Genomic DNA, 26,633 nt, shown 5'->3' with positions numbered 1-26,633 from the left:
CCACCCGATGAAGGTCAAGGGTCCGTGCGGTATTCCGACACATACGGGGACGTACGGGATGCGTACGCGCCGTGATCGGGTCCCGGCACAGGGCGAGGGGTACGCCGGCCGGGCCGTCGTACCCCTCGTTCCAGGGTCAGGCCTGCGGGTCGGCCTCGGCGGCGGGCGCCTCGGTGGCCGGGGCGGCCTCGGCGGCCGGAGCGGCCTCGGTGGCCTCGGCCTCGACGTCGGCCTCGGTGACCGAGCCGGACTCGGCGACCTCTTCGGCGGCGGGGGCGGCCTCGGCCGGAGCGGCCTCGTCCTTCTTGCCCGCCTCGAGGAGCTCGCGCTCCCAGTCGGCGAGGGGCTCGCCGGCGGTGGCCTTGGTGTCGGCGGCGGCGCCACCGGCACGCGACATGAGACCGTCGGCGACGGCGTCGGCGATCACGCGGGTGAGCAGCGTGACCGAGCGGATCGCGTCGTCGTTGCCCGGGATCTTGTAGTCGACCTCGTCGGGGTCACAGTTGGTGTCGAGGATCGCGACGACCGGGATGTGCAGCTTCCGGGCCTCGCCGACGCCGATGTGCTCCTTCTTGGTGTCCACGATCCACACGGCCGAGGGCACGCGCTGCATGTCGCGGATGCCGCCGAGGGTCTTCGCCAGCTTGTCCTTCTCGCGCTTGAGGACGAGCAGTTCCTTCTTCGTCATGCCCGAGCCGGCCACGTCGTCGAAGTCCAGCTGCTCGAGCTCCTTCAGGCGCTGGAGGCGCTTGTAGACGGTCGAGAAGTTGGTCAGCATGCCGCCGAGCCAGCGCTGGTTGACGTAGGGCATGCCCACGCGCGTCGCCTGCTCGGCGATCGCCTCCTGCGCCTGCTTCTTGGTGCCGACGAACAGGATCGTGCCGCCGTGGGCGACGGTCTCCTTGACGAACTCGTAGGCGCGGTCGATGTACGACAGCGACTGGAGCAGGTCGATGATGTAGATGCCGTTGCGCTCCGTGAAGATGAAGCGCTTCATCTTCGGGTTCCAGCGGCGGGTCTGGTGACCGAAGTGGACGCCGCTTTCCAGCAGCTCCCGCATCGTGACGACGGCCATGGCCGTACGCTCCTTGGACTCTCGTCCCGGCGATCGAGCCCGGGACTCTCGGTTGTGTCGTGACGACGGGTCGCCGTCACGCCTGACGCCCGCGACACCACGCCGAGGTCCTTGCGGATTCCCGGACCGAGAGGTGTCCCCATCGAGTCCCGCTCACTGGCGTCTCGCCATGCGGGACGTCGGCGGCTCGAAGGTGGGCGCGCGAAGTCGACCCGGAAGGCCGGGCCGCTCCGGGAAGTGTACGGGACCGGTACGCGGCCGGGCGACTCGCCTTCCGGCCACCCTTTTCCACCGCCTCGTCGGCTTGTATGCCGGCTTTTCGTGGCGTATCGCACTTCGGCGATCGGCGACCGCTTGTGGACGAAAGAGTTGTCTACGCGCATCGGACGGCTGTTTGTCCACAGGCCGGCGCGGATCGGCGCACGCGTCCGGCGCGGGCGGTGAGTGTGGGCGCATGAACGAATCGAGGGCGGGTCGCGGACCCGCCGTGATGGGTCTGCTGTTGCTCACCGCCGTGGTGTCGACGGTCGCATCGCCCCTCGCCTCCCCGGTGCCGCTCGCGTCGGGGGCGGCGCGGGCCGCGCCGGAGGCGCGGCGCTGGGTGTGGCCGCTGGATCCGCGGCCGGTGGTGCTGCGCGGGTTCGAGCCGCCGGCTGCGGCGTGGCTGGCCGGGCATCGTGGGGTGGATCTGGCCGCGACGGTGGGCCAGTCGGTGCGCGCGGCGGGCGCGGGGGTGGTGGTGTTCGCCGGCGCGGTGGCCGGGCGCGGGGTGATCACCGTGCGGCACGGCGACGTGCGCACCACCTACGAGCCGGTGCTCGCGTCGGTGGCGGCGGGCCGGGTGGTCGCGGCGGGTGAACCGATCGGGGTGCTGGCGCCGGGGCCGTTCCATCTGCCGGTGCCGTGTCTGCACTGGGGGTTGCTGGTGCCCGCGTATCACGACCCGCTCTCGCTGCTGCGCCGGGTGCGGGTGCGGCTGTACCCGAACCGCCCGGGGTCGGGCTCGGCCGGTTCGGCGGGCTATGCGACCCGGGCGACGCCGCCGAGCACCAGGGCCAGGGTGGCGGACTCGACCTCGGCGGGATCGGCACCGCCCTCGATCCGCCGGACCGCCGCGTCGACCATGCCCTGGACCAGCGTGGCGACCAGCATCGGGTCCCGGTGGCCGAGCGCGGACAGCGCGTCCACCACCAGTTCGACGATCCGCCCGTGGGCGGCCCGGATGCGCTCGCGCGCGTTCGTGTCCAGCTCGCCGGTGGAGATCGCGACGACGACACGATGACGACGATCACCGACCAGTTCCAACTGGCGCGCGACGTAGGCCGCGATCTTCTGCGCCGGGTCCTCGGTCGCGCCCATCGCGTCCTCGACCTCGGCCACCCACGCGGGCAGGTCGACGGCGCACAGCTCCTCGACCACGGCCGCGCGCGAGGCGAAGTATTCATAGAGCGAGGAGCGGGCCAGGCCGGTGCGTTCGGCCAGGGCGGGGAAGGTGAGCGCGGCGAAGCCGCCCTCGTCGAGCAGGCTCCGGGCGGCGTCGAGCAGCGCGGCGTGCTGCATCGCACGGTGCTCGGCGACGGAGGAGGCTCGAATCTTGGGCATCCCCTCACTCTACGACGTCACCGTGCGTGCCATCGGGGAGCTTGCCCAATTCCCGGATTTCCCGGATTTCCCGGATTTCCCGGATCCCGGGTGCGCGGTGCCTCGCGGCGGCGCGGTCAGCCGCCGGAGTGGTCCAGTTCGGCGTCGACCGGGGGCAGCGCGCACTCGGGGTCGTCGAGCCAGCCCTCGGGCAGCACGACGCGCTTGCCGCCCGCGGTGCGCCCGCGCGGGCCGTCGGCGCCGATCGGCCACGGCTGGTCCAGGTCGAGTTGCCCGAACCAGTCGTCGAGTTCGGCCAGGCTGCTCGCGGTGGCAAGGCCGCGGCGGATGGTGCCGCCGACGGAGAAGCCCTTCATGTACCAGGCGACGTGCTTGCGCAGGTCGGTGACCCCGTGGGTCTCGTCGCCGATCCACTCGGCGAGCAGCACCGCGTGTCGGCGCATGATCGTGGTGACCTCCCCCAGGGTCGGCCGGGCCCGGTCCGCGCTGCCCTCGAAGGCGGAGACCAGGTCGCGGAACAACCACGGGCGGCCCAGGCAGCCGCGACCGACCACGACGCCGTCGCAACCGGTCTCGCGCATCATCCGCAGCGCGTCCTCGGCGTCCCAGATGTCACCGTTGCCGAGCACCGGGATGTCGGTGACGACCTCCTTCAGCCGCGCGATGGCGGACCAGTCGGCGGTGCCGCCGTAGTGCTGCTCGGCGGTGCGGCCGTGCAGGGCGACCCAGGTGACGCCCTCGTCCACGGCGATCCGGCCCGCGTCGAGGTAGGTCAGGTGGTCGTCGTCGATGCCCTTGCGCATCTTGATGGTGACCGGCACGCCCCGCGCGTTCTTGACCGCCGAGCGCAGGATGTCGCGCAGCAGGTTGCGCTTGTAGGGCAGCGCGGAACCGCCGCCCTTGCGGGTCACCTTGGGCACCGGGCAGCCGAAGTTGAGGTCGATGTGGTCGGCCAGGCCCTCGTCCACGATCATCGCGACCGCGCGGCCGACGATGTGCGGGTCGACCCCGTACAGCTGGATGCTGCGCGGGCGCTCGGTCTCGGCGAAGCGGATCAGCCGCAGCGTCTTGGCGTCCCGCTCGACCAGCGCGCGGGTGGTGATCATCTCGCTGACGTACAACCCGGCCGGGCGCGCGGTGGTGGCCGCCTCGGCCTGCTCCTGGCAGAGCGTGCGAAACGGCGCGTTGGTGATACCGGCCATGGGGGCCAGCACCACGGGCGGCCGAATCAGCGCACCGCCGAAGGCGCCCAGGCGCAGCGGCGGCCACGGGCTGCCGGTGGCGTCGGGCGTGGGTGCGTCGGCGGGTGCCATGGACGGTGCTCCAGGAGGGGTGCGGGGATGGGTCCGATCCATTGTCCCCCACCGGGAAAAGCGGTTTCCGGGTGTCACCGCGTCCTGACAGCATCGCCGTCATGACCTCCGACCTTCCGCCGGCGTCCGCCGGGTCCGCCGCCGAGTCCGACCGTGAGCCGCTCGACGTCGCGTCCCTGATCCTGCGGGCCCGGCGGCAGCCCCGGCTCAAGTACGTCTTCTTCTGGGGCCACCGCGAGCCGATCCGCGGAGTGGACGCGAGCTGTCTGAGTCAGTGGTATCCGTCGCCGTTCGAGGTGGACGGGATCACCTATCGCACCGCCGAACACTGGATGATGGCCGGCAAGGCCCGGATGTTCGGCGACGCCGACGCGGAGCGCCGGGTGCTTGCGGCCGCTCACCCCAAGGGGGCCAAGACGATCGGACGCCAGGTGCGCGGCTTCGACGAGCGGCGCTGGGTGGACGAGCGGTTCGAGTTGATCGTGCGCGGCAACGTGGCCAAGTTCGGGCAGCACTCGGACATGGGCGCGTTTTTGCTCGGCACCGGGCGGCGGATCCTGGTCGAGGCCAGTCCGCTGGACCGGATCTGGGGCATCGGGCTGGCCGCCGACGACGAGCGGGCGGGCGACCCCGAGCACTGGCGCGGGCTGAACCTGCTCGGCTTCGCGCTGATGGCGGCCCGGGCCCGGCTGGCCGGCGCGGCCGGCTCCGGCGCCTCGCCCGACTCGACCGCGTCGGCCGGAGGGCACGATCGCGCGGTGTCGGAATCGGCTCCTGCACCGTCGTCCGGATGAACTAACCTCCGCACATGAGTGCCTTCCCGCCCCCGCAGCCCCCGAACGGGCCCGGCTACGGCCACGGGCAACAGCCGTACGGACAACCGAACAACGGCCGGTCGGCCTACGGGCAGCAGCCCCAGGGTCAACCGGCCTACGGGCAACAGCCGTACGGACAACAACCGTATGGGCAGCAGCCGTACGGGCAGCAGCCCTACCCTCAGCAGTACGGCCAGGGTTACGGCCAGCCGCCGCCCCCGCCGTCGGGCCGGCCGAAGTGGCTGGTGCCGACGGCCGCGGTGGTGGCGCTCGCGGTGATCGGCGGCGGGGTGTTCTTCTTCCTGTCCAACGACAAGGACGACGACAAGAAGCCCGCCGCGCAGACCTCGCCGACCGCCCCCGCCAACGGCGGGTCGCTGCCCGCGACCGGCGGTTCGCTGCCCGCGACCGGCGGTTCGCCCGGGCCGGGCGGTGACGAGCCCAAGGGGTTCCAGTCGGCGCCGCCGCCGAACAACTCGGCCATCGACGACCTGTCGACCGACAAGTTGTCCTTCACCACCGACTACTTCTTCAAGGACACCGCCGAGTTCCAGGGCCGCACCGGCGCGAAGTATCGGCAGTTGAGCAGCGACGACTCGGCGGTCAAGGACTGCTCGAAGGTGATCACGGCCGGCGGCTCGGCGGTCACCCGGAACGGTTGCGTGGGTGTGCTGCGCGGGTCGTACAAGGACTCGGCCGGGAAGTATGCGGTGACGCTGTCGGTGATCTCGATGCCGAACAAGGAGAAGGCCGAGGCGGTGAAGAAGGGGCTGGGCACGATCGCGCTGTCCAATTCCCCGATCGCCTGGCTCCAGCCGCCGGCGTCGAGCGGGGTCACCTTCAAGGACGGCTCCGAGCACGCCGCCATCGCCACCACGACCGGACACTACGTCCTGGTCCTGGACATCGGCCGGGCCGACGGCGGGCCGATGAAGGGCCAGGGCGAGGAGGCCTCGAAGGCCGCGGGCAACGTGCTGAGCGACCTGAGCTTCCGGATGACCGACCGCATCGTGGCGGGCGTCTTCAAGTAGCTCGCCAACACCCGAATCGCGGGGAAGCACGATCCGACCCGGGACATCCGTGAGGGGCGCCGTCCGCGACGGCGCCCCTCACCGCGTTCACCCGGCCCGCGGCCGGTTTCGGGTCAGCAGCCCGGCAGGCGCGCCGCGAGATAGCCCACGACCTGGTCGAGCGAGACCCGCTCCTGCTGCATCGTGTCGCGCGAGCGCACGGTCACCGCGTCGTCCTCGAGCGTGTCGAAGTCGACGGTGATGCAGAACGGCGTGCCGATCTCGTCCTGGCGGCGGTAGCGGCGGCCGATCGCACCGGCGTCGTCGAAGTCGCAGTTCCAGTATTGCCGCAGGTCGGCGGCCAGGCTCCGGGCCTTCGGCGACAGGTCGGCGTTGCGCGACAGCGGCAGGATGGCCGCCTTGACCGGCGCCAGGCGCGGGTCGAGCCGCAGCACGGTGCGCTTTTCCAGCTTGCCCTTGGCGTTCGGCGCCTCGTCCTCGAAGTAGGCGTCGAGCAGGAATGCGAGCATCGCCCGGTTCAGCCCCGCGGCCGGCTCGATGACGTACGGGAACCAGCGCTCATTGGCGTCCTGGTCGAAGTACGACAGGTCGGTGCCGGACTTCTCCGAGTGGGTGCGCAGGTCGTAGTCCGTGCGGTTGGCGATGCCCTCCAGTTCGGAGAACTCGCTGCCGCCGAAGTTGAAGCGGTACTCGATGTCGACGGTGCGCTTCGAGTAGTGCGACAACTTCTCCTTCGGGTGCTCGAAGAAGCGCATGTTGTCCGGGTTCAGGCCGAGACCGACGTACCAGTCCCAGCGCTGCTGCATCCAGTATTCCTGCCACTGCTCGTCCTCGCCGGGCTTGACGAAGAACTCCATCTCCATCTGCTCGAACTCGCGCGTGCGGAAGATGAAGTTGCCCGGCGTGATCTCGTTGCGGAAGCTCTTGCCGGTCTGGGCGATGCCGAACGGCGGCTTCTTGCGCGAGGTCTGCTCGACGGCCTTGTAGTTGACGAAGATGCCCTGGGCGGTCTCCGGGCGCAGGAAGGCGCGGCCGGACTCGTCCTGGGTGGGGCCGAGGAAGGTCTGCAACAGACCGTTGAACATCTTGGGCTCGGTGAACGTGCCCTTGTTGCCGCAGTTGGGACAGGTGATGTCGGCGAGGCCGTTCTCCGGCAGCCGGCCGCGCTTGGCCTCGTACGCCTCTTCGAGGTGGTCGGCGCGGTAGCGCTTGTGGCACGAGGTGCACTCGGTCAGCGGGTCGACGAACGCCTCGACATGGCCGGACGCCTCCCACACCTCGCGGGCGAGGATGACCGAGGAGTCCAGACCGACGATGTCGTCACGCGAGGTGACCATCGTGCGCCACCACTGGCGCTTGATGTTCTCCTTGAGCTCCACGCCGAGAGGACCGTAGTCCCAGGCGGCCCGCTGGCCGCCGTAGATCTCACTACAGGGGTAAACGAAGCCTCGGCGCTTGCTCAGGCTGACGATGGTGTCGATCTTGTCGGCGGCCACAATGCTCTCTTCGGTGCGACGATGCGGGCAGTGACAGTGTCGGCACAGGCTACCGGCGTGCTGGTCACCCCCGTAAATCGATAACTGCCGACCCGGGTCCGCCACGGTTGGCCCAAACCCGTATTATTGACAACGATTGTCATTCTAGTTGAGAATGATTGTCATGAAGATACGTCGCTCCGCCCCGGTCGCCCTGCTCGCGACCGCTGCCGCATCCGCGCTGCTGCTCTCCGGATGCGCCGGCACCGACGACGCGAAGGCGGACACCGGGGCGGGTGCGAAGGTGCGGGTGATCGCCGCGTTCTACCCGATGAAATTCGTCGCACAGCAGGTCGGCGGCCCGCACGTGAAGGTGACCAACCTGACCAAGGCCGGGGCCGAGCCGCACGATCTGGAGTTGACCCCCAAGCAGGTCGGCGCCGTCTCGCAGGCCGATCTGGTGGTCTACCTCAAGGGCCTGCAGCCGGCCGTGGACAAGGCGATCTCGCAGAACAAGCCGAAGCACATCGCCGAGGCGAGCCGGTTCGCACCGCTGGAGGAGCACGGCACCGAGGTACACGGCGCCGAGGACGAGCACGCGGGCCACGACCACGCCGACGCCGAACACGGCGACCCGCACGTGTGGCTCGACCCGATCCGGCTGGCCGCCATCGCGACCGGCGTGGGCGAATCGCTCGCCGGCGCCGACCCGGCCAACGCGGCCGACTACCGCGAGCGCGCCGCGGCGCTCGTGACCCGGCTGAAGACCCTCGACGGCGAGTTCACCGCGGGTCTGGCCACCTGCGCCCGCAAGGACGTGGTGACCAGCCACGCCGCCTTCGGCTACGTCGCGGAGCGTTACCACCTGAACCAGATCGCGGTCAACGGCGTCAACCCGGAGTCCGAGCCCTCCCCCGCCCGGCGGGCCGACATCCAGCGCCTGGCCCGGGACCGGGGGGTGACCACGATCTTCTTCGAGACCCTGGCCGAACCCAAGACCGCCAGGACGCTCGCCGAGGACCTGCACGTGCAGACCGCGGTCCTGGATCCGCTCGAGGGCATAAAAGACGAGGCGCACGACGATTACTTCTCGGTGATGCGCGCCAACCTGGACGCGCTGCGGAAGGGGCTGGGCTGCTCATGACGGAACCTCGGACCCCGGTCGCCCGGTTGACCGGCGGCACCGCGTCCCTCGGCGGCCGACCGGTGCTGCGCGGAGTGGACCTGACCGTGCACCCCGGCGAGGTGGTCGCGCTGCTCGGTGCCAACGGCTCGGGCAAGTCCACGCTGGTGCGCACCCTGGTCGGCCTGGTCCCGCTCACCGGCGGCACGATCGAGCTGTTCGGCACCCCGTTCGCGCGTTTTCGCGACTGGTCCCGGATCGGCTACGTCCCGCAGCGCACCACGGCCGCCGCAGGTGTGCCGGCGAGCGTGCGCGAGGTGGTCGCCTCGGGCCTGCTCGACGGGCGCCGGCTGTTCGGGCCGGGCCGCGAGGGGCGGGCCGCGGTGGACGCGGCGCTGGACGCGGTCGGCATGCGCGACCGCGCCCGCGACGGCATCGCCCACCTGTCCGGCGGCCAGCAGCAGCGCGTGCTGATCGCCCGCGCGCTGGCCCGCCGCCCCGACCTGCTGATCATGGACGAGCCGATGGCCGGCGTGGACCTGCGCAGCCAGGAGGTGCTGGCCGGCACCCTGCGCGGACAGCAGGAGCAGGGCCGGGCGGTGCTGCTCGTCCTGCACGAACTCGGCCCGCTGGAGCCGCTGATCGACCGCGCCGTGGTGCTGCGCGAGGGTTGCGTGTGCCACGACGGACCGCCGCCGCGCGCGGTCGGCCAACACGCGCTGCCCGGCCACGACCACGTACATCCGCACGACGATCACACCGCGCACCACGCCGGGATGGGACTGCTCTCGTGACGATCCTGGACTTCCCCTTCATGCAGCGCGCGCTGCTCGCGGCCCTGCTCGTGGGCATGACCGCGCCCGCCGTCGGCGTATACCTCGTGCAGCGCCGGCAGGCGTTCATGGGCGACGGCATCGGGCACGTCGCGCTCACCGGGGTGGGTCTCGGCTTCCTGCTCAGCACCTCCCCCGTGCTCACCGCGGTGCTCACCGCGTCGGTCGGCGCGGTGTTGATCGAACTGATCCGCGAGCGCAGCCGGGTCAGCGGCGACGTCGCGCTCTCCGTGCTGTTCTACGGCGGCATCGCGGGCGGGGTGATGCTGATCAACCTGGCCCCCGAGGGCTCGAACGCCAATCTCCAGTCGTACCTGTTCGGCTCGCTGACCTCGGTCTCGCCCGAGGACATCCGGGTGATCACGATCCTGGCCGCGGCCGTGCTCGCGGTCACCCTCGGACTGCGCCGCGCGCTGTTCACCGTGTGCCAGGACGAGGACTTCGCCCGGGTCACCGGGCTGCCGGTGCGCGCGCTGAACCTGCTGCTCGCGGTCACCGCCGCGGTCACCGTCACGGTCGCGATGCGGGTGGTGGGCCTGCTCCTGGTCAGCGCGCTGATGGTGGTCCCGGTCGCGGTCGCGCAGCAGCTCTCTCGCACGTTCTCGATGACCGCGGCGCTCGCGATCGTGGTCGGCGTGCTGGTCTCGGTCTCCGGCACCGCGCTGACGTACTACGTCGACGCGCCGCCCGGGGCGACCATCGTGTTGCTCGCGATCGGACTGTTCGTTCTGGTGGGAGTGCTCGCGACGCCGTTGAATCGGCGCCGGGCCCGACGCGCGGAGGCGGCGGCGGGGGAGGTGGACGCGCCTCGGATCGACGACGTGCGTGTGGACGCGAAGGCCCCCGGCGCCGGCACAATGGCGGGACAGGCACCCGGCGGCGTCGTCCGGCCCGTACCCATCGAGGAGGCACCCAGGTGACCACCGCCCACGGCACGAGCCCGGTTCGGGGTCGGTCCACCCGGCAGCGTGCCGCCGTCTCCGCGCTCCTCGACGAGATCGAGGACTTCCGCAGTGCGCAAGATCTGCACGACCTGCTCAAGCAGCGCGGCGAGGCGGTCGGCCTGACCACGGTGTACCGCACCCTCCAGGCTCTGGCGGACGCGGACGAGGTCGACGTCCTGCGCACCCAGGACGGCGAGTCGGTCTACCGTCGATGCAGCCGTGGGCACCACCACCACCTGGTCTGCCGCTCCTGCGGCCGCACCGTCGAGGTCGAGGGCCCGGCGGTCGAGCGCTGGGCGAATCGGATCGCCGCCGAACACGGCTTCGGCGACGTCTCGCACGAACTGGAGATCTTCGGCACGTGCGCCCAGTGCGCCGGCACGCCGGGCTGACCCCGCCCCGCTCGGCGCCGGCTACCAGCCGCCGCCCCCGGTCGCACCGGTCGTGGTGCCGCCCCACGTTCCGCCCTCGGAGCACGTGCCCGTGGGCCGCACCGTGGCCGAGCCGACCGGATTCGGCTTCAGCACGTTGAGCTGCCCGGCCGCGATCGAGCCGCCGGACAGGAACTCCGAGTAGGCGAACGTCTTGGTGATCGACTTCTTGCCCGCGGGCACGTCGATCTCCTCCTGCTTCATGCCGCCGGACGATCCGCCGTAGGAGATGGTGATCCGGCCGCCCCGGTGCCCGTCGGCGAAGGTGATCGTGCCGATGTACGTCTCCATGAACGCGGTCCTGCACCGGACGCCGGCCAGCGTGCCGGGCGTGACGGTCAGGAACACGCCCTTGACCCGGAGGTCCCCGTCGCCGGCCTTGCCGTCCGTGTCGGCGGTCTGGACCGGCTCGCTCGTCTTGCCCTTCGGGTCGGCGTCCGCTCCCCGATCCTGCTTTTGACACGCCGTCGCACCCGATACGAGTACGCCCACGACGGCCGCCGCGACGACGGCACGACGAATTCCCCAGCCCATGACGATTCCCCCGAGAATTCGGCGGATCGTCCTCCCCAGGCGATCCGTCCGCGAACTCACGCTAGGCGAACCGAACTTGCCGCACCGCCGCGCTCGCAGGACGCGAACGCGGCGGTGACCGGACGGTGACATCGTCACAACGCGGCCGATCGTCACAACGTGCCTACTCGTACGGCTCCTTCGGAGTCGGCACCCGATCGACCTTGGTCGCGGTCAGGGCCGGCATCGCGTCGTCGGCCTGGACCTGGCCGTTGGGCAGCCAGCGGCCGGTGACGGTCACCCACGAGTCGGTCGGCGGGGCCTCGACGCCGTGCACCTCGATCTTGCGTGCGAACGCGTCCGCCGCGCAGCAGCTGATCACCATCCGGGTCACGTACCAGGTGCCCGCGGTCTTGCCGGGTGTGACGAAGCCGGTGAGCTGGACGTTGCGGTCCTTCAGCGGCGCGGCGGTGTCCCACACCGAGCGGATCAGGAAGTCGGCCAGGGTCATCGGCAGCGGGTCCCCCGGCGGCAGCGCGGGAAAGCCGGCGTCGTTGTTCGCGGCGGCCGGTTTGGCCACCACGTTGTCCGAGCGCGAGGCGGTGTACGACCCGAGCGCCGGCGGTGCGATCAGGAACAGCGCGAGCACCGGCAGACACAGCAGCCAGGCCGCGCGCGGGCCCGCCGAGTGGTCATGCCCGTGCCCGGCCTCGTCCGGCGCGGGCACGGGAGCCTCCCCGCCCGCCGCGTGCGCGTGCTCGACATCGGCCGCGGGTTCCGCCACCCGCCCCTTGATCCCGTCCCGGACCGCCGAGACCAGGCCGACCAGGAGCAGGATCGCGCCCGCCGCGATCAGCGCGGGCCGCAGACCGTCCTTGACGTAGCGCAGGTACATGTCGGTCAACGAGATCCGCAGCAGCGCGCCGCCGATCAGGATCAACAGCACCGCCTGGACGTCCCGCCTCACAACAACCACCATCCGACGACGTAGCTCGCGACGATCGCCACCACGAACGTCGCCGAGGAGAACCGGGCCGCGAAGCCGCGCCCGAAGGTGCCCGACTGGAGCGCGATCAGCTTCACGTCCACCATCGGGCCGACCACCATGAAGGCCAGCTTCGCGGTCGGCGAGAAGCCGAGCAGGCTCGCCGCCACGAACGCGTCCGCCTCCGAGCACACCGCGAGCACCACGGCCAGGAAGGCCAGCGCGAGCACCGCGAACCAGGGCGAGCCGGAGACCGCGTCGATCACGTGCTTGGGCACCGTGACGTTGAGCGTCGCGGCGGTGATCGCGCCGATCACCAGGAAGCCGCCCGCGTGCAGGAAGTCGTGCTGGAGCGCGAGCCGGAAGTTTTCCCACTTGCCGTTGCCGCCGTGATCGTGCGGACGGCGCATGGGCTTGATCCACTCGGGCCGGCCGAACCGGGCCCACAACCAGCCCATCAGCACCGCCGTGCCGAGCGAGGCGACGAACCGGGCGAGCACCATCTCGGGCTGCTTGGGGAAGGCGACCGCGGTCGCGGTCAGCACGATCGGGTTGATCGCCGGCGAGGACAGCAGGAACGCCAGCGCCGCGGCGGGCGCGACCCCGCGCGCCATGAGTCCGCCGGCCACCGGCACCGACGCGCACTCGCAGCCCGGCAGGATCGCCCCGGCGGCACCCGCCACCGGCACCGCGAGGGATTGCCGTTTGGGCAGCACCTTGGTGAACACCGAGGGCGGTACGAACGCGGTGATCGCGGCGGAGAGCAGGGTGCCCAGGACCAGGAACGGCAGCGCCTGGACGGAGATCGCGACGAACACGGTGGCCCAGGTCTGCACCGCGGGCGTGCCGAGCCGGTCCACGATCCACGGCTGCGCGAACAGCAGCACGAGCAGGGCGAGTACGAAGAATTCGAGTTGGCCCGGCCGCCACCGCTCGGCGGGCGGGCGGCCGTGTGCCGCGGACCCGGCGGTCGCGGACGACTCGGCGCCACGAGGTGGTGGGGGCGCCACCCGCGCGGCGGCAGCGGGGCGCGGCGGCGCACTCTTTTCGAACATGGAGTTCATGTTCGCATCGATCACGACGCCGCCGCTCGCTCCACACCCCGCTTTGCGAAGCTTTCACGCTTCGGGAGTCGCGACTTCGGGCGCCGGGCCGCCGAGAGCCGACATTTCGGGCTCCCGAACGGCAGAGGCCGAACCGGGGCCGAACCTGGGGGCGAGCGTTCAGGAGCCCGACGGCACCGGTTCCGGCTCGGTGATCGCGTTCGGCAGCGCGCCGCCGTAGCGGCGGTCGCGCGACGCGTACGTCTCGCACGCCTGCCACATGTGCCGCCGGTCGAAGTCCGGCCACAACACGTCCAGGAAGACCATCTCGGCGTAGGCGGACTGCCACAGCAGGAAGTTGGAGGTGCGCTGCTCACCGGAGGAGCGGATGAACAGATCGACATCCGGCATGTCCGGTTCGTCCAGATACTTGGCGAACGTCTTCTCGTCGACCTTCTTCGGGTCGAGCCGACCCGCCTTGACGTCCTCGGCGATCAGCGCGGCGGCGTCCGCGATCTCGGCCCGGCCGCCGTAGTTGATGCACATCGCCAGGGTCAGCCGGGTGTTGTCCTTGGTGCGCTCCTCGGCGATCTCCAACTCCTTGATCACGCTCGCCCACAACCGGGGTCGCCGGCCGCACCAGCGGATCCGCACGCCGAGTTCGTCCATCTCGTCGATCCGGCGGTGGATCGTGTCGATGTTGAAGCCCATCAGGAAGCGCACCTCCTCGGGCGAGCGCTTCCAGTTCTCGGTGGAGAACGCGTACGCGGAGACGTACTTGACGCCGATCTGGGCGGCGCCCTCGACGACGTCGAACAACGACGCCTCGCCCGCGGTGTGCCCGTCGGTGCGAGCCAGCCCGCGCTCCTTGGCCCAGCGGCCGTTGCCGTCCATCACCAGCGCGACGTGTTCGGGCACCAGATCGGCCGGGATGTCCGGTGGCAGCGCGCCCTCGGCGTGCGGCTTGGGGTCGCGGTAGTGCCGCTGCTCGCGAGCGGCCCGGGCGGGCGCCGACTCGGCCCGCCGACGGCGGGGGAACAGGCCGAAGCGGCCACGCGACTGACTCACGATCTCTCCACCAATCTCAACGAGCGGATACCCCGCTCCAGGTGCCATTGCAGATACGCGGCCACCAGGCCGCTGCCCTCGCGCCGGTGCCGCGGCTCGCTCGCGTCGGCTCGGCCCCAGTCGCCGGTCAACAGCGCACCGAGCAGGGAAAGGGTCTCGGGTGAGGGTACGACGGATCCGGCCGGCCGGCAGTCGCCGCACACCGTCCCACCGCCCTGGACGGTGAAGAACCGGTTCGGTCCGTCCAGGCCGCAGCGGGCGCAGTCGGCGAAACTCGGCGCGTAGCCGGCCACCGCGAGCGAGCGCAGCAGGAACGCGTCCAGGACCAGACCGGGCTCGTGGGCGCCCGAGGCCAGTGTGCGCAGCGCGCCGATCAGCAGCAGGTATTGCTGCAACGCGGGCTGGCCGCGTTCGTGGTCGGTCAATCGCTCGGCGGTCTCCAGGATCGCCGTGCCCGAGGTGTACGCGGCGTAGTCGAGCGCGAGCCGACCGCCGTACGCGCCCAGGGTCTCGGCCTGCGTGATGATCGGCAGGCCCCGTCCGGGGAAGTCGCTGCCCCGGGTGAAGAACTGGACGTCGACGTGGGCGAACGGTTCCACCCGGGCGCCGAACTTGGACTTGGTCTTGCGCACCCCGCGCGCCACGGCGCGCACTATCCCGTGGTCGCGGGTCAACAGGGTGATGATGCGGTCGGCCTCACCCAACTTCTGGGTTCGCAACACAACACCCTCGTCACGGAGGAGGCTCATGCTCCCATTGTGCCGCGCGCGGCCGACGTGCCGCGTCGGCCGGCCCCCTCGCGTGCCCGCGGGTCACGGGCCCGCGAGCACGTGGTCGACGCGGGCCCGGCCGAGCCCGAGTTGGTCGCCGGCGTGGTACAGGATCACCCGATGCGCCGGGTCGTACGCCCCGCAGGCCAGCGCCACCCGGGCCGCGACGCCGACCAGGTGCTCGCGCCCGGCGACGGCGAGGTGCGGGGCGATCTCGGCGAGCGCCCACGCGGTGTCCTGCGCCAGGTGCGCCCCGACGTCGACGGCGAGCGCGCACGCGTCGTAGCTCGGCATGCCCGCGGCCCGGACCGCCTCGACCGCCGCCGCGCGGATCGCGTCCACCTCCTGCGGCTCGTCGTCGACGGCGGCCACCACGGCCACCACCAGCGTGCGCACCGCCTCGCGCAGGAGCAGGGTCAGCGCCCGGGCGGTCGGCGTGTCGAGCACGGCGACGTCGTGCCGGGTGCAGCACATCGCGCACTCGACGCCGGAGCCGGCCCGCCCGAGCGGGATCAGCGCCACGCCGAACAGCACGAGCCGACGCCGACCGCCGCCCTTGCGGAAGCGCCGATCGCCTCCGCACGCCGGACAGTGGAACTCGCCGTCACCGATCGCCGATCGGATGGTCCGGATGCCCACGACGAAGAACATGGTGCCGCCCCCTGCGTCCCGCGCGGCGGAGAGCCTTCTGTCCGCCTGCTTCGATGCTGCCACGAATTTCACGAAGCGTCATCGAAAGCGGACAGATGGTTACTTTTTCCCGACCCGGAACGAGGAGTGGCGTCGGACCGGTCGGCAACAGCGAAGCGGCGGCCCCCGGTCGCCCGGGAGCCGCCGTCGTCTCGCCTCACCGCGTCGAGGTCACCCGCGGGCGGCCCGGTTCACCGCGCTCACCACGGCCTCCAGCGACGCGCGCACGATGTTCTCGTTCACGCCGATGCCCCACAGCACCCGGCCGTCCACCGCGCACTCGACGTAGGCCGCTGCCCGCGCGTCCTCGCCGCCGCTCATCGCGTGCTCGCTGTAGTCCAGCACCCGGGTGTCGAAGCCCAGCCCGCCCAGGGCCCGGACGAAGGCGTCGATCGGACCGTTGCCGATCGCCTCCAGCGTCTGCGTCTCGCCGTCCACGCTCAGCTCGACGGTCAGCACGTCCTTGCCGTCCGCGCCGGAGACCGTACGGTGCCCGCGCAGCGCCAGCCGGCCCCACGGAGCGTCGGGGGTGGGCAGGTACTCGTCCCGGAACACCGCCCAGATCTGAGCCGGCGTCACCTCGCCGCCCTCGGCGTCGGTCTTGGTCTGGATGATCCGGGAGAACTCGATCTGCGCGCGCCGCGGCAGGTCCATGCGGTGGTCGGCCTTGAGCACGTACGCGACGCCGCCCTTGCCCGACTGGCTGTTCACCCGGATCACGGCCTCGTAGGTGCGGCCGACGTCCTTGGGGTCGATGGGCAGGTACGGCACCGCCCACTCGATCTCCTCGACCGACTTGCCGGCCGCGGCCGCGTCGCGCTCCAGGACCTCCAGGCCCTTCTTGATCGCGTCCTGGTGCGAGCCGGAGAACGCGGTGTAGACCAGGTCGCCCGCGTACGGGTGGCGCGGGTGCACCGGCAGCTGCGTGCAGTATTCGACGGTGCGCCGGATCTCGTCGATCTCGGAGAAGTCGATCATCGGGTCCACACCCTGGCTGAACAGGTTCATCCCCAGCGTGACCAGGTCCACGTTGCCGGTGCGCTCGCCGTGCCCGAACAGGCAGCCCTCGACCCGGTCCGCGCCGGCCATCACGGCCAGCTCGGTCGCGGCCACCGCGGCGCCGCGGTCGTTGTGCGGGTGCACGGACAGGGCGATGAACTCGCGGCGGGTCAGGTTGCGGCTCATCCACTCGATCTGGTCCGCGTACACGTTCGGCGTGGAGCGCTCGATCGTCGCGGGCAGGTTCAGCGTGATCTCGCGACCGGCCTCCGGCTGCCATACGTCCATCACCGACTCGCAGACCTCCAGCGCGAAGTCCAGCTCGGTGTCGATGAAGATCTCGGGCGAGTACTCGTAGCCGAACGCGGTCTCCTCGCCCAGGTGCTTCTCGGCGTAGCGCATCACGTGCTCGGTGCCGGTCACCGCGATCGCCCGGCACTGGTCGCGGTCGACGTTGAAGACCACCCGGCGGAAGGTCGGCGCGGTCGCGTTGTAGAGGTGGACCGTGGCCTTCGGCGCGCCGATCAGCGACTCGACGGTGCGCTCGATCAGTTCCTCACGGGCCTGGGTCAGTACCGAGATGGTGACGTCCTCCGGTACCGCGCCCTCCTCGATGATCGAGCGGATGAAGTCGAAGTCGGTCTGCGAGGCGGCCGGGAAGCCGACCTCGATCTCCTTGTAGCCCATCCGCACCAGCAGGTCGAACATGGTGCGCTTGCGTGCCGGGCTCATCGGGTCGATCAGCGCCTGGTTTCCGTCGCGCAGGTCGGTGGACAGCCAGCGCGGGGCGACGGTGATCGTCTTCGACGGCCAGGTGCGGTCCGGCAGGTCGACGCCCCGGAACGGCTGGTACTTGTGGATCGGCATCCCGGACGGCTGCTGGGTCACGGACGCGGCGGTGATCGGGGTGGAGCGATTTCCGGAAGGCATGCGGGTGAGTCTCCTGAACGCGAGGAAGGACTGCGGCGAGGGCAGATGGGCCGGCGACGGGAGGAACGACATCCCGGAGGCTCCGACGTGCGGACATGCCTCTATCCCCGCGACGGGGGAGCCGGTCTGACCTCTGTCAGAGGGATGAGCCCCCGGCGCGGCGGCTAAGGAGAAGCAGCCACTGACGCATGATGTCGGCAACCATACCCGACGCGTCGGAAAGGTCGAGGCGGCGTCCGTCATGCGAACAGATGTGATCTTTTCGGCGGGCCCCCTCCCCTGGACGGGCGCGATGCTCCTACGCTCACTCACCATGAGCGACTACAACCAGGGTCCCTACGGACCACAACCGGGTCAGGGCGGCCCCGGCGGATACCCGCAGCAGGGTGGTCCGGGCTATGGACAGCAGCCCCAGCAGGGCGGATACGGACAGCAGCAGCCTCCGCCGCAGTACGGACAGCAGCCCCCGCAGTACGGCCAACAGCCGCCGGCCTACGGGCAACAGCCGAACCCGTACGGGCAGCAGCCCGGGTATGGGCAGCAGCCCGGTGGATACCCGCCGCCCACGCCGGGCGGAGGCGGCATGGGCGGCGGGCTTCCGTCGTTCGGGCCGGGGGCGATCGGGGGCGCGGTCGGCGCGCTGCTCGTGGTGATCGGCTCGTGCCTGGCCTGGATCGGCGCCAAGGGTGAGGGCGACGCGATCAAGGGCCTCGACGGCGATGGCAAGTGGACGCTGGCCGCCGGGATCGTGGCCGTGCTGCTGTTCGCGGCCGGGATCTTCACCCGCAAGGCGATCGCCGCCGCGGGCGCCGGCGTGCCCGCTGTGGTCGCCTTGGGCTTCGCCATCTGGAACATCGCCGACAAGGTGCGCCTGCCAATGGCGAAGGACGACGTCTCCAGTGACGACAAGGACCGCTACAAGGCGCAACTGGACAAGTTCGGCATCGAACTCCAGGTCGAGGTGGGCCTGTGGATGGTCCTCGCCGGCGCGGTGATCGCGATCGCCGCCGCCGGGTTCGTCCTGATGACCGCGAAGCGGAACCAGTCCGGCCCCTACGGCCGCTGACCCGCCCCTTCGGGACGGGTTTCGGGGGCGGGCTCGGGGTCAGAATCCGAGCTTGCGGAGCTGCTTGGGGTCGCGCTGCCAGTCCTTGGCCACCTTCACGTGAAGGTCCAGGTAGACGGGCGTCCCAAGCAGCGCCTCGATCTGCTTGCGGGCGCGCGTGCCCACGTCCTTGAGCCGCCCGCCCTTGTGCCCGATGACGATCGCCTTCTGGCTGGGGCGCTCGACGTAGAGGTTCGCGTGCACGTCGAGCAGCGGTTTGTCGGCGGGGCGGTCCTCGCGCGGGATCATCTCCTCGATGACCACCGCGAGCGAGTGCGGCAGTTCGTCGCGCACACCTTCGAGCGCGGCCTCGCGAATCAGCTCGGCGGCCATCACCATCTCGGGCTCGTCGGTCAGCTCGCCGTCCGGGTACAGCGGCGGGCCGGCCGGCAGCAGCGGCACCAGCAGATCGGCGACCAGGGTCACCTGGCTGTCGCCGACCGCGGAGACCGGGATGATCTCGGCCCACTCGATGCCGACGTCCTCGCCCATCTTCTGCACCGCGAGCAACTGCTGGACCAGCGTCTGCGGGTCCACGAGGTCGGTCTTGGTGACGATCGCGACCTTGGGCGTGCGCTTGGCCTCGGCCAGCTCGGCCGCGATGAACCGGTCGCCGGGACCGACCTTCTGGTCGGCCGGGATGCAGAAGCCGATCACGTCGACCTCCGCCCAGGTGGCCCGGACCAGGTCGTTGAGCCGCTGACCGAGCAGGGTGCGCGGCTTGTGCAGGCCGGGGGTGTCGACCAGGACGAGCTGGCCGTCGGGGCGGTGCACGATGCCGCGCACCGTGTGCCGGGTGGTCTGGGGGCGGCCCGACGTGATCGCCACCTTCGTGCCCACCAGCGCGTTCGTCAGGGTGGACTTGCCGGCGTTGGGGCGGCCCACGAAGCACGCGAAGCCCGAGCGGTGGACGGGTGCGGAGGGGTTGGGGCGATCACTCATGGGTGACATTGTCGCTCAAGCCGCGAGCGTTCCTCGCCGCGCGGGTCGGTCGCGGTCGCACCGGCGGGGGGCGGGCCGGCCCGGAGGCGGCCTCAGACCGTCACGATCGTGCGTACGACCGCGTCCGGACCGGCGGACAGGATCGGCGTGCCGGCGCCGCCGAGGTCGCGCACCGCGTCCCGATCGGCCTCGGTCACGGTGTCGTCGGCCCCGACGATCGCCGCCGCCTCCAGGCCGCGCGCGCCGCCCGCGACGGCCATCGCGACCGCCGTGCGCAGCGCGGACAGCTCGAGCGAGGGCAGCGCGACCGTGGACGCGGTGTAGGTGCGCCCGGTCTCGTCCCGTACCGCGGCGCCCTCGCTCGCCCCGTTGCGGGCTCGGGTGGCCCGGGCCAGCGTGACGATCTTGGCGTCCTCGGGGTCGACGACGAACTCGGGCGTCTCGGCGCTCACGGGGGCTCTCCTGTTCGGCGCGGTACGAATGCCGACACAGTAACTTGCCGCCGCCGACGCCCGATGTACCGGCCCGAACCGGCCCACCGGGCCGACGTCAACCCCCCTCGACGGACGCCGCCGGCTGCTCCTCGCCCCGCTCGATCCGGCGCACCACGATCGTGCCGACCCGGTTGCGCCGCCCCGACGGGCTCTCCGCGACCAGCCGCAGCCCCTCGACCACCGCCGTCGCGCCCGGGATCGGCACCCGGCCCAGGGCCTTGGCCAACAGGCCGCCCACGGTCTCCACGTCCTCGTCGTCGAGTTCGAGCCCGAACAACTCGCCCAACTCGTCCACCGGCAGCCGGGCGGTGACCCGGAACGCACCGTCGGGCAGCGGCTCGACCGGCGCGGTCTCGGTGTCGTACTCGTCGGTGATCTCGCCGACGATCTCCTCCAGGATGTCCTCGATGGTGACCAGGCCGGCGGTGCCGCCGTACTCGTCGACCACGACGACCATGTGCGTGCGCTCGAACTGCATCTCGCGCAGCAGGTCGTCGGCCGGCTTGCTGTCCGGCACGAAGGTCGCGGAGCGCATGATCGAGTCGACGCTCTCCTTGGCCCAGCCCGGATCGCCCATCGTGCTGCGCCGGGCCAGGTCCTTGAGGAAGACGATGCCGACCACGTCGTCCTCGTTCTCGCCGATCACCGGGATCCGCGAGTAGCCGCTGCGCAGCGCCAGCGACATCGCCTGCCGCAACGTCTTGTGCCGCTCGATGAAGACCATGTCCGGGCGCGGCACCATCACCTCGCGCACGATCGTGTCGCCCAGTTGCAGCACCGAGTGCAGCATCTCGCGCTCGTCGTCCTCGATCAGCGAGTCCTTCTCGGCGAGGTCCACGAACGCGCGCAGTTCGGCCTCGGAGGCGAACGGCCCCTCGCGGAAACCCTTGCCGGGGGTGAGCGCGTTGCCGAGCAGGATCAGCAGCTTCGGCAGCGGCCCGAGCACCCGCGCGAGCCCGAACAGCACGGGCGCACCGATCGTGGCCACCGTCACCGGGTGTTGCCGACCGACGGTACGCGGGGAGACCCCGACGGCGACGTAGGACACCACGACCATGATGCCGATGGTGACCAGTACGGCCTGCCAGGTCTCGTCGAAGTCGTCCACGCACACCACGGTGACCAGTACGGCCGCCGACAACTCGCACGCGACCCGCACGAGCAGGGCCAGGTTGAGATACCGGGCGGGGTCCTGAACGACCGTCAGCAAACGCTTGGCGCCCCGGCGTTCGGCGCGGACCAGTTCCTCGGCGCGGACCCGCGAGATGCGCGAGAGGGCGGCCTCCAGACACGCGAACAGACCGGCCACCACGACCAGGACGATCGCGCCGACCACGAGGCGCACCACGCTGTCAGCGGGCACTGCCGCCCCCGACGCGCGCTCGGCCGGGGGCGGGGATATCCCGTGGCCGGCTCATCCGCGGTCGTCCGCGGCGCGGCGGGCCTCCCGCCAGGATTCGAGCAGTTCCTTCTGCAACGCGAACATCTCGCGCTCCTCGTCGGGCTCCGCGTGGTCGTAGCCGAGCAGGTGCAGCACGCCGTGCACGGTGAGCAGGTGCAGCTCGTCGTCCATGGTGTGGCCGGCCGCCGCACCCTGGCGCTCGGCGACGGTCGGGCACAGCACGACGTCGCCGAGCAGCCCCTGCGGCGGATCCTCGTCGGCCTTGCCCGGACGCAGCTCGTCCATCGGAAAGGACATCACGTCGGTCGGACCGGGCAGGTCCATCCATTGGATGTGCAGTTGCTCCATCGCGGGTTCGTCCACGATGACCACGGACAGTTCCGCCAGTGGATGGATGCGCATACGGTCCAGGGTCCATCGGGCGACGTCCACGATCGCGTGTTCGTCCACCCCCGTGCCGGACTCGTTGGCGATGTCGATGGACATGGCCTTCAGTTCACTTCCCGTTCCACTGTCTGCATGTTCACTGTGTGCTTGCCGCGGCCGTTCTTGTCGATCGGCCGCCGGCCGCGCGACCTGGGCACGTCGCCGTTTCCGGAGCCGTCGCCGTTCGGCCGCCCGTCCGCCTCGACCCGGATGTCGTAGCGCGCGTACGCGTCCACGATCCGGCCGACGAGCTTGTGTCGGACCACATCATCGCTGGTGAGCGTGCAGAACGCGATATCGTCCACGCCGCGCAGGATCTCCTGCACCACCCGCAGCCCCGACTGGGTGCCGCCGGGCAGGTCGACCTGGGTGGTGTCCCCGGTGACCACCATGCGCGACCCGAACCCGAGCCGCGTCAGGAACATCTTCATCTGCTCGGCCGAGGTGTTCTGCGCCTCGTCGAGAATGATGAACGCGTCATTGAGCGTGCGGCCGCGCATGTATGCGAGTGGTGCGACCTCGATGGTGCCGGCGGCCATCAGGCGCGGGATGGAGTCGGGGTCGATCATGTCGTGCAGCGCGTCGTAGAGCGGGCGCAGGTATGGGTCGATCTTTTCGTAGAGGGTGCCGGGCAGGAAGCCGAGGCGTTCGCCGGCCTCGACCGCGGGCCGGGTCAGGATGATCCGGGTGACCTGCTTGGACTGGAGGGCCTGGACGGCCTTCGCCATCGCGAGGTAGGTCTTGCCGGTGCCCGCCGGGCCGAGTCCGAACACGATGGTGTGCTCGTCGATCGCGTCCACGTAGCTCTTCTGGTTGAGCGTCTTGGGACGGATCGTGCGGCCGCGGTTGGACAGGATGTTGAGGGTCATCACCTCGGCGGGACCGTGTCCGTCGTTCGAGCGGACCATCGCCACCGAGCGCTCCACGGCCTCCTCGTTGAGGGGCTGGCCGGTGCGGACGATGATCAGGAGTTCGTCGAAGAGCCGGCGGACGAGGGCGACCTCGGCCTCGTTGCCGGAGACGGTGACCTCGTTGCCGCGGACGTGGATGTCGACCTCGGGGAAGCCCTGCTCGACCACTCGCAGGAACGAGTCGCCGGAACCGAGGAGCGCCACCATCGGATGCTTGGCGGGGATCGTGATCTTCGCCTGGGCCTGCGCGGTCGGAGTTGCCCGGGAGTCGTCCCGCGGGGTGTTCTCGGAGCTCGCGCCTCGCGCGTTCGTCGTGGGAGCCATGGGCGGCCTTGGCGGCCTGATCACGCCTCATTTCCGTGCTCGGGAAGCGGTTCGATGCTGCTCAATGGTAACTCTCCGGCCCCCGCGAACTTCGGGATTATTCCGGCGCCGGCCGGCGGCGCGGAATCGGAATCCGGTCCAGGTCGTGGGCGGCGACGGTGTCCGGGAACACCTCGCGGGCCTGGTCCAGGAGCGGGCCCACGTCGGGGTAGCGCTGCGAGAAATGGGTGAGCAGCAGTTGCCGCGCGCCCGCCTCGGCCGCGATGGCCGCCGCCTCGCGGGCGGTGAGGTGGCCGACCTCGTGCGCGAGGTCCGCGTCGGCGTCGGCGAAGGTGGACTCGCATACGAGCAGGTCGACGTCGCGAGCCAGCTCGACCGCGGCCGCGCAGCGCCGGGTGTCCATCACGAAGGCGAACTTCTGCCCTGGTCGGGGCACGCTCACCTGCTCCAGGGTCACCGCGCCGATCCGGCCCTCGCGCTGGATCCGGCCCACGTCGGGCCCGGCCACGCCGTGCGCGGCCAGTCGCTCGGGCAGTATCCGGCGGCCGTCCGGTTCGACCACGCGGTAGCCGTAGGACTCGACCGGGTGGGACAGGCGGCGGGCCTCCAGCGTGAACGGCCCGGCGGGGGTGTGCACGTGCTCGCCCGCCAGCGGGTGCTCGACCAGCACGGCGGCCTCGTGGAACGCGGTCGCGTGGTGCAGTCGGTCGAACCAGTGTTGCCCGCTCGCCGGGAAGTGGGCGGTCACCGGGTGCGGGACCCGGTCGAGCGAGAGCCGCTGGAGCACGCCGGGCAGGCCGAGGCAGTGGTCACCGTGGAAGTGCGTGACGCAGATCCGGGTGATGTCGTGCGCGGCCACGCCGGCGTGCAACATCTGGCGCTGGGTGCCCTCGCCCGGGTCGAACAGCAGCCCCTCGCCGTCCCAGCGCAGCAGGTAGCCGTTGTGGTTGCGCTGCCGCGTCGGGGCCTGGCTCGCGGTGCCGAGGACGACGAACTCCCTGGTGGACACGTACGCCTAACCGGGAGGCCAGCTCAGCCCGCGGCCGCCGAGGAGGTGGGCGTGTACGTGGAAGACGGTCTGGCCGGCGCCGGCGCCGGTGTTGAAGACGATCCGGTAGCCCGAGTCGGCGATGTCCTCGGCGGTCGCGATCACGGCGGCCTCGGCCAGCAGCGCGCCGGCCAGTTCGGGGGCATCGGCGCCCAGTTCGCCGGCGTTGGCGTAGTGCGCGCGCGGGATGACGAGGATGTGCGTGGGCGCCTGCGGGTTGATGTCGCGGAAGGCCACCACGTCCTTGGTCTCGTGGACGATCGTGGCCGGGACGTCGCCGGCGAGGATCTTGCAGAACAGGCAGTCGGCCTGGGGTTCCCCCGCAGCCATGGGTGCCTCCATCGGGTCCGTGTCGATCACGAGCGGTCGCCGTCGATCGTAGTGGGCCGAACCCCTCGCTCGCGCGGGTCGGCCGGGCGGTTCAGCTCCAGCGGCCGGAGCGGGCCAGGAGGACCGAGGCGGCCGAGACACCCGCGGTGGAGGTGCGCAGTACGGTCGGGCCGAGTCGGTAGGCGGTCGCGCCGACGGCGGTGAACGCGGCCAGTTCCTCCGGGGTGACCCCGCCCTCGGGGCCGACCACCAGGACCAGGTCGCCCTCGTCCGGGACGGCGGCGGTCGCGATCGGCTCGGTGGCCGCCTCGTGCAGGACGCCCGCGAACGAGGCGGCCTCGAGGAGCGCGGTCACCTGCCGGGTGCTCATCGGTTCGGTGACCTCGGGCAGGTGCAGCCGACGGGCCTGCTTGCCCGCCTCGCGCGCGGTGGCGCGCCACTTGGCCAGCGCCTTGGCCCCGCGCTCGCCCTTCCACTGGGTGATGCAGCGGGCGGCGGTCCAGGGCACGATCACGTCGACGCCGACCTCGGTGGTCGTCTCCACCGCGAGTTCGCCGCGATCGCCCTTGGGCAGCGCCTGGACCACGACGATCCGGGGCGCGGGGGCGGGTTCCTCGGTGCGCGAGTCGACGTCGATGTAGAGCGTGTCCTTGCCCTCGGTGCGGTTGACCGTGCCGTATACGGCCAGTCCGGCGCCGTCGGCGAGGACGATCGGCTCACCGGTCGCGAGTCGGCGCACCGTGACGGCGTGTCGGCCCTCGGCGCCGTCCAGGACGACCTGCCGGCCGTGCCGGATCGTGTCGCCGGGGGCGAGGAAGACGGGGGCACTCAAGCGGATGCCTTTCGGGCTGCGGCCATCTCGTCGACGAGCCGGTGGATCACCTCGGCGGCCGGCTCCTCGCGGGCGAGGCGCCAGCCCTGACCGGCCCACAGGGCCAGGCCGTCGGCCTCGCCGCGCGCGGCGGCGGCCTTGCGGATCGGCGCGACCAGGTGGTGGACGTACGGGTAGACCCCGGGGGCCTCGGCCTCGTGCCGGGCGGCGAAGCCGTTGTGCAGCCCCCGCGCCCAGCGGCCGGAGAAGGCGCGGGTGAGCACGCTGCGCTCGAACGCGGGGTCGCCGAGCGCGACCTTGTGCGCGGTCGAGGCGACGCTTTCCGGGCAGCGCAGGAAGGCGGTGCCCAGTTGGGCGGCACTCGCTCCGGCGAGCCGGACCGCCTCGATCTGCCAGCCGGTCATCAGGCCGCCGGCGGCGATCAGCGGGAGGTCGGTCTCGGCGGCGATCAGGGTGAGCAGCGTCAGCAGGCCGTACGGGGCGGGGGCGGCGGGGTTGTCGAAGCTGCCCTGGTGGCCGCCGGCCTCGCCGCCCTGGACGCACAGCGCGTCGACGCCGTGGGCGACGGCGAGCCGGGCCTCCTCGGGGGTGGTGACGGTGGCGACGGTGAGCGTCCCGGCCGCCCGCAGCGCGGCGACCGCCTCGATGTCGGGCAGGCCGAAGGTGAAGCTCACCACCGGGACGGGGTGGGCCACGAGGAGGTCGAGCTTGGCGTCCCAGTCGTCGCGCTCGACGCCCGGCGCGGGGGTGCCGACGCTGCCGCCGTATCGCGCGGCGGCCCGGGCCAGCGAGCGGGCGTAGCGCGCGGTGAGCTCGCCCTCGGCGCGGGTGGGCGGCGGCTGCGGCATGAACGCGTTGACCCCGAACGGCACGTCACCGACCAGCGAACGCAGTTCCTCGATCTCGGCGCCCAACACCGCGGCCGACCGATACCCGGCCGCCAAGAACCCGAGCCCGCCGGCACGCCCGACCGCCGCCGCCAACGCGGGCCCGCCCGCACCGGCCATCGGCGCCTGCACGATCGGCAGTTCGGCCAGCCGGGTCGGATCGACGTTCGTCGGCATCATGCTCCCCGTCCCCTCGCTCGACTACGCACCCATCACCCACCCAAGCCTAGGCGCCCACGGGTTCCCCGAAGCGAGACGCCGGCCGTCGAGCACCCTCACACCCCGGACGAGG

Annotated in this window: 27 protein-coding genes and 1 pseudogene; 8 read left to right on the top strand and 20 right to left on the bottom strand. The window is 71.5% G+C overall.

The features are described from left to right. Positions 1-136: 136 nt before the first annotated feature. A complete protein-coding gene (rpsB, locus tag B4N89_RS21100; RefSeq protein ID WP_078977398.1) occupies positions 137-1,075 on the bottom strand; it encodes a 30S ribosomal protein S2 in 939 nt (312 codons plus the stop codon). Between rpsB and B4N89_RS53035 the strand changes: the two are divergent. Continuing rightward, a pseudogene (locus B4N89_RS53035) lies at positions 1,074-1,985 on the top strand (M23 family metallopeptidase); the annotation flags it as partial. The gene rpsB and the pseudogene B4N89_RS53035 overlap by 2 nt on opposite strands. 110 nt (positions 1,986-2,095) lie before the next feature. Here the strand turns inward: B4N89_RS53035 and B4N89_RS21090 are convergent. Both B4N89_RS21090 and dusB read right to left on the bottom strand, forming a co-directional pair. Further along, positions 2,096-2,677, bottom strand: a complete 582-nt coding sequence (locus tag B4N89_RS21090; RefSeq protein WP_078977397.1) for a TetR/AcrR family transcriptional regulator — start codon at positions 2,675-2,677, stop codon at positions 2,096-2,098. A gap of 116 nt (positions 2,678-2,793) precedes the next feature. Next, positions 2,794-3,990, bottom strand: a complete 1,197-nt coding sequence (gene dusB, locus B4N89_RS21085; protein WP_078977396.1) for a tRNA dihydrouridine synthase DusB — start codon at positions 3,988-3,990, stop codon at positions 2,794-2,796. Between the two features lie 101 nt (positions 3,991-4,091). Here dusB and B4N89_RS21080 point away from each other — a divergent pair, with 101 nt between their 5' ends. Continuing rightward, on the top strand, positions 4,092-4,784 hold the full coding sequence (locus B4N89_RS21080) for an NADAR family protein (protein ID WP_078977395.1): 693 nt from the start codon (positions 4,092-4,094) through the stop codon (positions 4,782-4,784). Positions 4,785-4,798: 14 nt separating this feature from the next. Beyond that, positions 4,799-5,836 (top strand): hypothetical protein, encoded by a 1,038-nt coding sequence (locus tag B4N89_RS50755; RefSeq protein ID WP_201260875.1) that lies wholly within the window; start codon positions 4,799-4,801, stop codon positions 5,834-5,836. Between the two features lie 113 nt (positions 5,837-5,949). Here the strand turns inward: B4N89_RS50755 and B4N89_RS21070 are convergent, their stop codons facing one another. Further along, on the bottom strand, positions 5,950-7,332 hold the full coding sequence (locus B4N89_RS21070; protein ID WP_078977393.1) for a glycine--tRNA ligase: 1,383 nt from the start codon (positions 7,330-7,332) through the stop codon (positions 5,950-5,952). Between the two features lie 163 nt (positions 7,333-7,495). On the opposite strand from B4N89_RS21070, the gene B4N89_RS21065 reads away from it, so the two are divergent. From B4N89_RS21065 to B4N89_RS21050, 4 genes are read left to right on the top strand one after another with little or no spacing between them, the layout of a single operon-like run. After that, positions 7,496-8,455, top strand: a complete 960-nt coding sequence (locus tag B4N89_RS21065) for a metal ABC transporter substrate-binding protein (RefSeq protein WP_078977392.1) — start codon at positions 7,496-7,498, stop codon at positions 8,453-8,455. Continuing rightward, a complete protein-coding gene (locus tag B4N89_RS21060; protein WP_078977391.1) occupies positions 8,452-9,228 on the top strand; it encodes a metal ABC transporter ATP-binding protein in 777 nt (258 codons plus the stop codon). The genes B4N89_RS21065 and B4N89_RS21060 overlap by 4 nt, the downstream gene beginning before the upstream one ends. Next, a complete protein-coding gene (locus tag B4N89_RS21055) occupies positions 9,225-10,187 on the top strand; it encodes a metal ABC transporter permease (protein WP_078977390.1) in 963 nt (320 codons plus the stop codon). Before B4N89_RS21060 ends, B4N89_RS21055 begins: the two co-directional genes overlap by 4 nt. Continuing rightward, a complete protein-coding gene (locus B4N89_RS21050) occupies positions 10,184-10,603 on the top strand; it encodes a Fur family transcriptional regulator (protein WP_078977389.1) in 420 nt (139 codons plus the stop codon). Before B4N89_RS21055 ends, B4N89_RS21050 begins: the two co-directional genes overlap by 4 nt. Before the next feature lie 21 nt (positions 10,604-10,624). On the opposite strand, the gene B4N89_RS21045 is transcribed toward B4N89_RS21050, so the two are convergent. From B4N89_RS21045 to leuA, 7 genes are all read right to left on the bottom strand, one after another. Beyond that, on the bottom strand, positions 10,625-11,176 hold the full coding sequence (locus B4N89_RS21045; protein WP_078977388.1) for a hypothetical protein: 552 nt from the start codon (positions 11,174-11,176) through the stop codon (positions 10,625-10,627). Positions 11,177-11,339: 163 nt separating this feature from the next. Next, a complete protein-coding gene (locus B4N89_RS21040) occupies positions 11,340-12,122 on the bottom strand; it encodes a TIGR03943 family putative permease subunit (RefSeq protein ID WP_078977387.1) in 783 nt (260 codons plus the stop codon). Further along, positions 12,119-13,204, bottom strand: coding sequence for a permease (locus B4N89_RS21035; RefSeq protein ID WP_078977386.1), 1,086 nt, complete (start codon positions 13,202-13,204; stop codon positions 12,119-12,121). The genes B4N89_RS21040 and B4N89_RS21035 overlap by 4 nt, the downstream gene beginning before the upstream one ends. 159 nt (positions 13,205-13,363) lie before the next feature. Next, positions 13,364-14,224, bottom strand: a complete 861-nt coding sequence (locus B4N89_RS21030) for an isoprenyl transferase (RefSeq protein WP_078979504.1) — start codon at positions 14,222-14,224, stop codon at positions 13,364-13,366. A gap of 23 nt (positions 14,225-14,247) precedes the next feature. Continuing rightward, entirely contained in the window at positions 14,248-15,000 is a 753-nt protein-coding gene (recO, locus tag B4N89_RS21025; RefSeq protein ID WP_078977385.1) for a DNA repair protein RecO, read from the bottom strand. 63 nt (positions 15,001-15,063) lie between these two features. Further along, the gene (locus tag B4N89_RS21020; protein WP_078977384.1) at positions 15,064-15,672 is read right to left on the bottom strand and encodes a hypothetical protein; all 609 of its coding nucleotides are present in this window, start codon (positions 15,670-15,672) and stop codon (positions 15,064-15,066) included. Positions 15,673-15,882: 210 nt separating this feature from the next. Beyond that, complete coding sequence (leuA, locus tag B4N89_RS21015; protein WP_078979503.1) at positions 15,883-17,640, bottom strand: 2-isopropylmalate synthase; 1,758 nt, start codon at positions 17,638-17,640, stop codon at positions 15,883-15,885. 313 nt (positions 17,641-17,953) lie between these two features. On the opposite strand from leuA, the gene B4N89_RS50750 reads away from it, so the two are divergent. Then, complete coding sequence (locus B4N89_RS50750) at positions 17,954-18,706, top strand: hypothetical protein (protein ID WP_201260874.1); 753 nt, start codon at positions 17,954-17,956, stop codon at positions 18,704-18,706. Positions 18,707-18,745: 39 nt separating this feature from the next. On the opposite strand, the gene era is transcribed toward B4N89_RS50750, so the two are convergent. From era to B4N89_RS20965, 9 genes are all read right to left on the bottom strand, one after another. Beyond that, positions 18,746-19,696, bottom strand: a complete 951-nt coding sequence (gene era, locus B4N89_RS21005; RefSeq protein WP_078977383.1) for a GTPase Era — start codon at positions 19,694-19,696, stop codon at positions 18,746-18,748. Between the two features lie 83 nt (positions 19,697-19,779). Further along, positions 19,780-20,139, bottom strand: coding sequence for a cytidine deaminase (locus tag B4N89_RS21000; RefSeq protein ID WP_078977382.1), 360 nt, complete (start codon positions 20,137-20,139; stop codon positions 19,780-19,782). A gap of 97 nt (positions 20,140-20,236) precedes the next feature. After that, positions 20,237-21,544: a hemolysin family protein gene (locus tag B4N89_RS20995; RefSeq protein ID WP_235618713.1), complete on the bottom strand. Its 1,308-nt coding sequence runs from the start codon at positions 21,542-21,544 to the stop codon at positions 20,237-20,239. 51 nt (positions 21,545-21,595) lie between these two features. Continuing rightward, positions 21,596-22,069, bottom strand: coding sequence for an rRNA maturation RNase YbeY (gene ybeY / locus B4N89_RS20990; protein ID WP_078977380.1), 474 nt, complete (start codon positions 22,067-22,069; stop codon positions 21,596-21,598). A 5-nt stretch (positions 22,070-22,074) separates the two neighbouring features. Then, positions 22,075-23,127 carry a PhoH family protein gene (locus B4N89_RS20985; protein WP_235618959.1) on the bottom strand — a complete coding sequence of 351 codons (1,053 nt, stop codon included), beginning with the start codon at positions 23,125-23,127 and terminating at the stop codon, positions 22,075-22,077. A 214-nt stretch (positions 23,128-23,341) separates the two neighbouring features. Then, entirely contained in the window at positions 23,342-24,253 is a 912-nt protein-coding gene (locus B4N89_RS20980) for a ribonuclease Z (protein WP_078977378.1), read from the bottom strand. 6 nt (positions 24,254-24,259) lie between these two features. Beyond that, positions 24,260-24,622 (bottom strand): histidine triad nucleotide-binding protein, encoded by a 363-nt coding sequence (locus tag B4N89_RS20975; RefSeq protein ID WP_078979502.1) that lies wholly within the window; start codon positions 24,620-24,622, stop codon positions 24,260-24,262. A 91-nt stretch (positions 24,623-24,713) separates the two neighbouring features. Then, positions 24,714-25,454 carry a 16S rRNA (uracil(1498)-N(3))-methyltransferase gene (locus tag B4N89_RS20970; protein WP_078977377.1) on the bottom strand — a complete coding sequence of 247 codons (741 nt, stop codon included), beginning with the start codon at positions 25,452-25,454 and terminating at the stop codon, positions 24,714-24,716. Next, complete coding sequence (locus tag B4N89_RS20965) at positions 25,451-26,518, bottom strand: NAD(P)H-dependent flavin oxidoreductase (RefSeq protein WP_078979501.1); 1,068 nt, start codon at positions 26,516-26,518, stop codon at positions 25,451-25,453. Before B4N89_RS20965 ends, B4N89_RS20970 begins: the two co-directional genes overlap by 4 nt. Positions 26,519-26,633: the final 115 nt, after the last annotated feature.

This window comes from Embleya scabrispora (genome assembly GCF_002024165.1).
GTDB classification, from domain to species: Bacteria; Actinomycetota; Actinomycetes; order Streptomycetales; family Streptomycetaceae; genus Embleya; species Embleya scabrispora_A.
This window is presented reverse-complemented; position numbering and strand designations above follow the sequence as displayed.

Coding starts and splice junctions, on each gene's coding strand:
- B4N89_RS21090 (WP_078977397.1), bottom strand. CDS start 2,677: ATGCCCAAGATTCGAGCCTCCTCCGTCGCCGAGCACCGTGCGATGCAG.
- B4N89_RS21080 (WP_078977395.1), top strand. CDS start 4,092: ATGACCTCCGACCTTCCGCCGGCGTCCGCCGGGTCCGCCGCCGAGTCC.
- B4N89_RS20985 (WP_235618959.1), bottom strand. CDS start 23,127: ATGGTGGCGCTCCTCGGTTCCGGCGACTCGTTCCTGCGAGTGGTCGAG.
- B4N89_RS21045 (WP_078977388.1), bottom strand. CDS start 11,176: ATGGGCTGGGGAATTCGTCGTGCCGTCGTCGCGGCGGCCGTCGTGGGC.
- rpsB (WP_078977398.1), bottom strand. CDS start 1,075: ATGGCCGTCGTCACGATGCGGGAGCTGCTGGAAAGCGGCGTCCACTTC.
- B4N89_RS21060 (WP_078977391.1), top strand. CDS start 8,452: ATGACGGAACCTCGGACCCCGGTCGCCCGGTTGACCGGCGGCACCGCG.
- B4N89_RS21020 (WP_078977384.1), bottom strand. CDS start 15,672: ATGTTCTTCGTCGTGGGCATCCGGACCATCCGATCGGCGATCGGTGAC.
- era (WP_078977383.1), bottom strand. CDS start 19,696: ATGTCACCCATGAGTGATCGCCCCAACCCCTCCGCACCCGTCCACCGC.
- B4N89_RS20965 (WP_078979501.1), bottom strand. CDS start 26,518: ATGCCGACGAACGTCGATCCGACCCGGCTGGCCGAACTGCCGATCGTG.
- ybeY (WP_078977380.1), bottom strand. CDS start 22,069: ATGTCCATCGACATCGCCAACGAGTCCGGCACGGGGGTGGACGAACAC.
- B4N89_RS20975 (WP_078979502.1), bottom strand. CDS start 24,622: ATGGCTGCGGGGGAACCCCAGGCCGACTGCCTGTTCTGCAAGATCCTC.
- B4N89_RS50755 (WP_201260875.1), top strand. CDS start 4,799: ATGAGTGCCTTCCCGCCCCCGCAGCCCCCGAACGGGCCCGGCTACGGC.
- B4N89_RS21065 (WP_078977392.1), top strand. CDS start 7,496: ATGAAGATACGTCGCTCCGCCCCGGTCGCCCTGCTCGCGACCGCTGCC.
- B4N89_RS21035 (WP_078977386.1), bottom strand. CDS start 13,204: ATGAACTCCATGTTCGAAAAGAGTGCGCCGCCGCGCCCCGCTGCCGCC.
- recO (WP_078977385.1), bottom strand. CDS start 15,000: ATGAGCCTCCTCCGTGACGAGGGTGTTGTGTTGCGAACCCAGAAGTTG.
- dusB (WP_078977396.1), bottom strand. CDS start 3,990: ATGGCACCCGCCGACGCACCCACGCCCGACGCCACCGGCAGCCCGTGG.
- leuA (WP_078979503.1), bottom strand. CDS start 17,640: ATGCCTTCCGGAAATCGCTCCACCCCGATCACCGCCGCGTCCGTGACC.
- B4N89_RS50750 (WP_201260874.1), top strand. CDS start 17,954: ATGAGCGACTACAACCAGGGTCCCTACGGACCACAACCGGGTCAGGGC.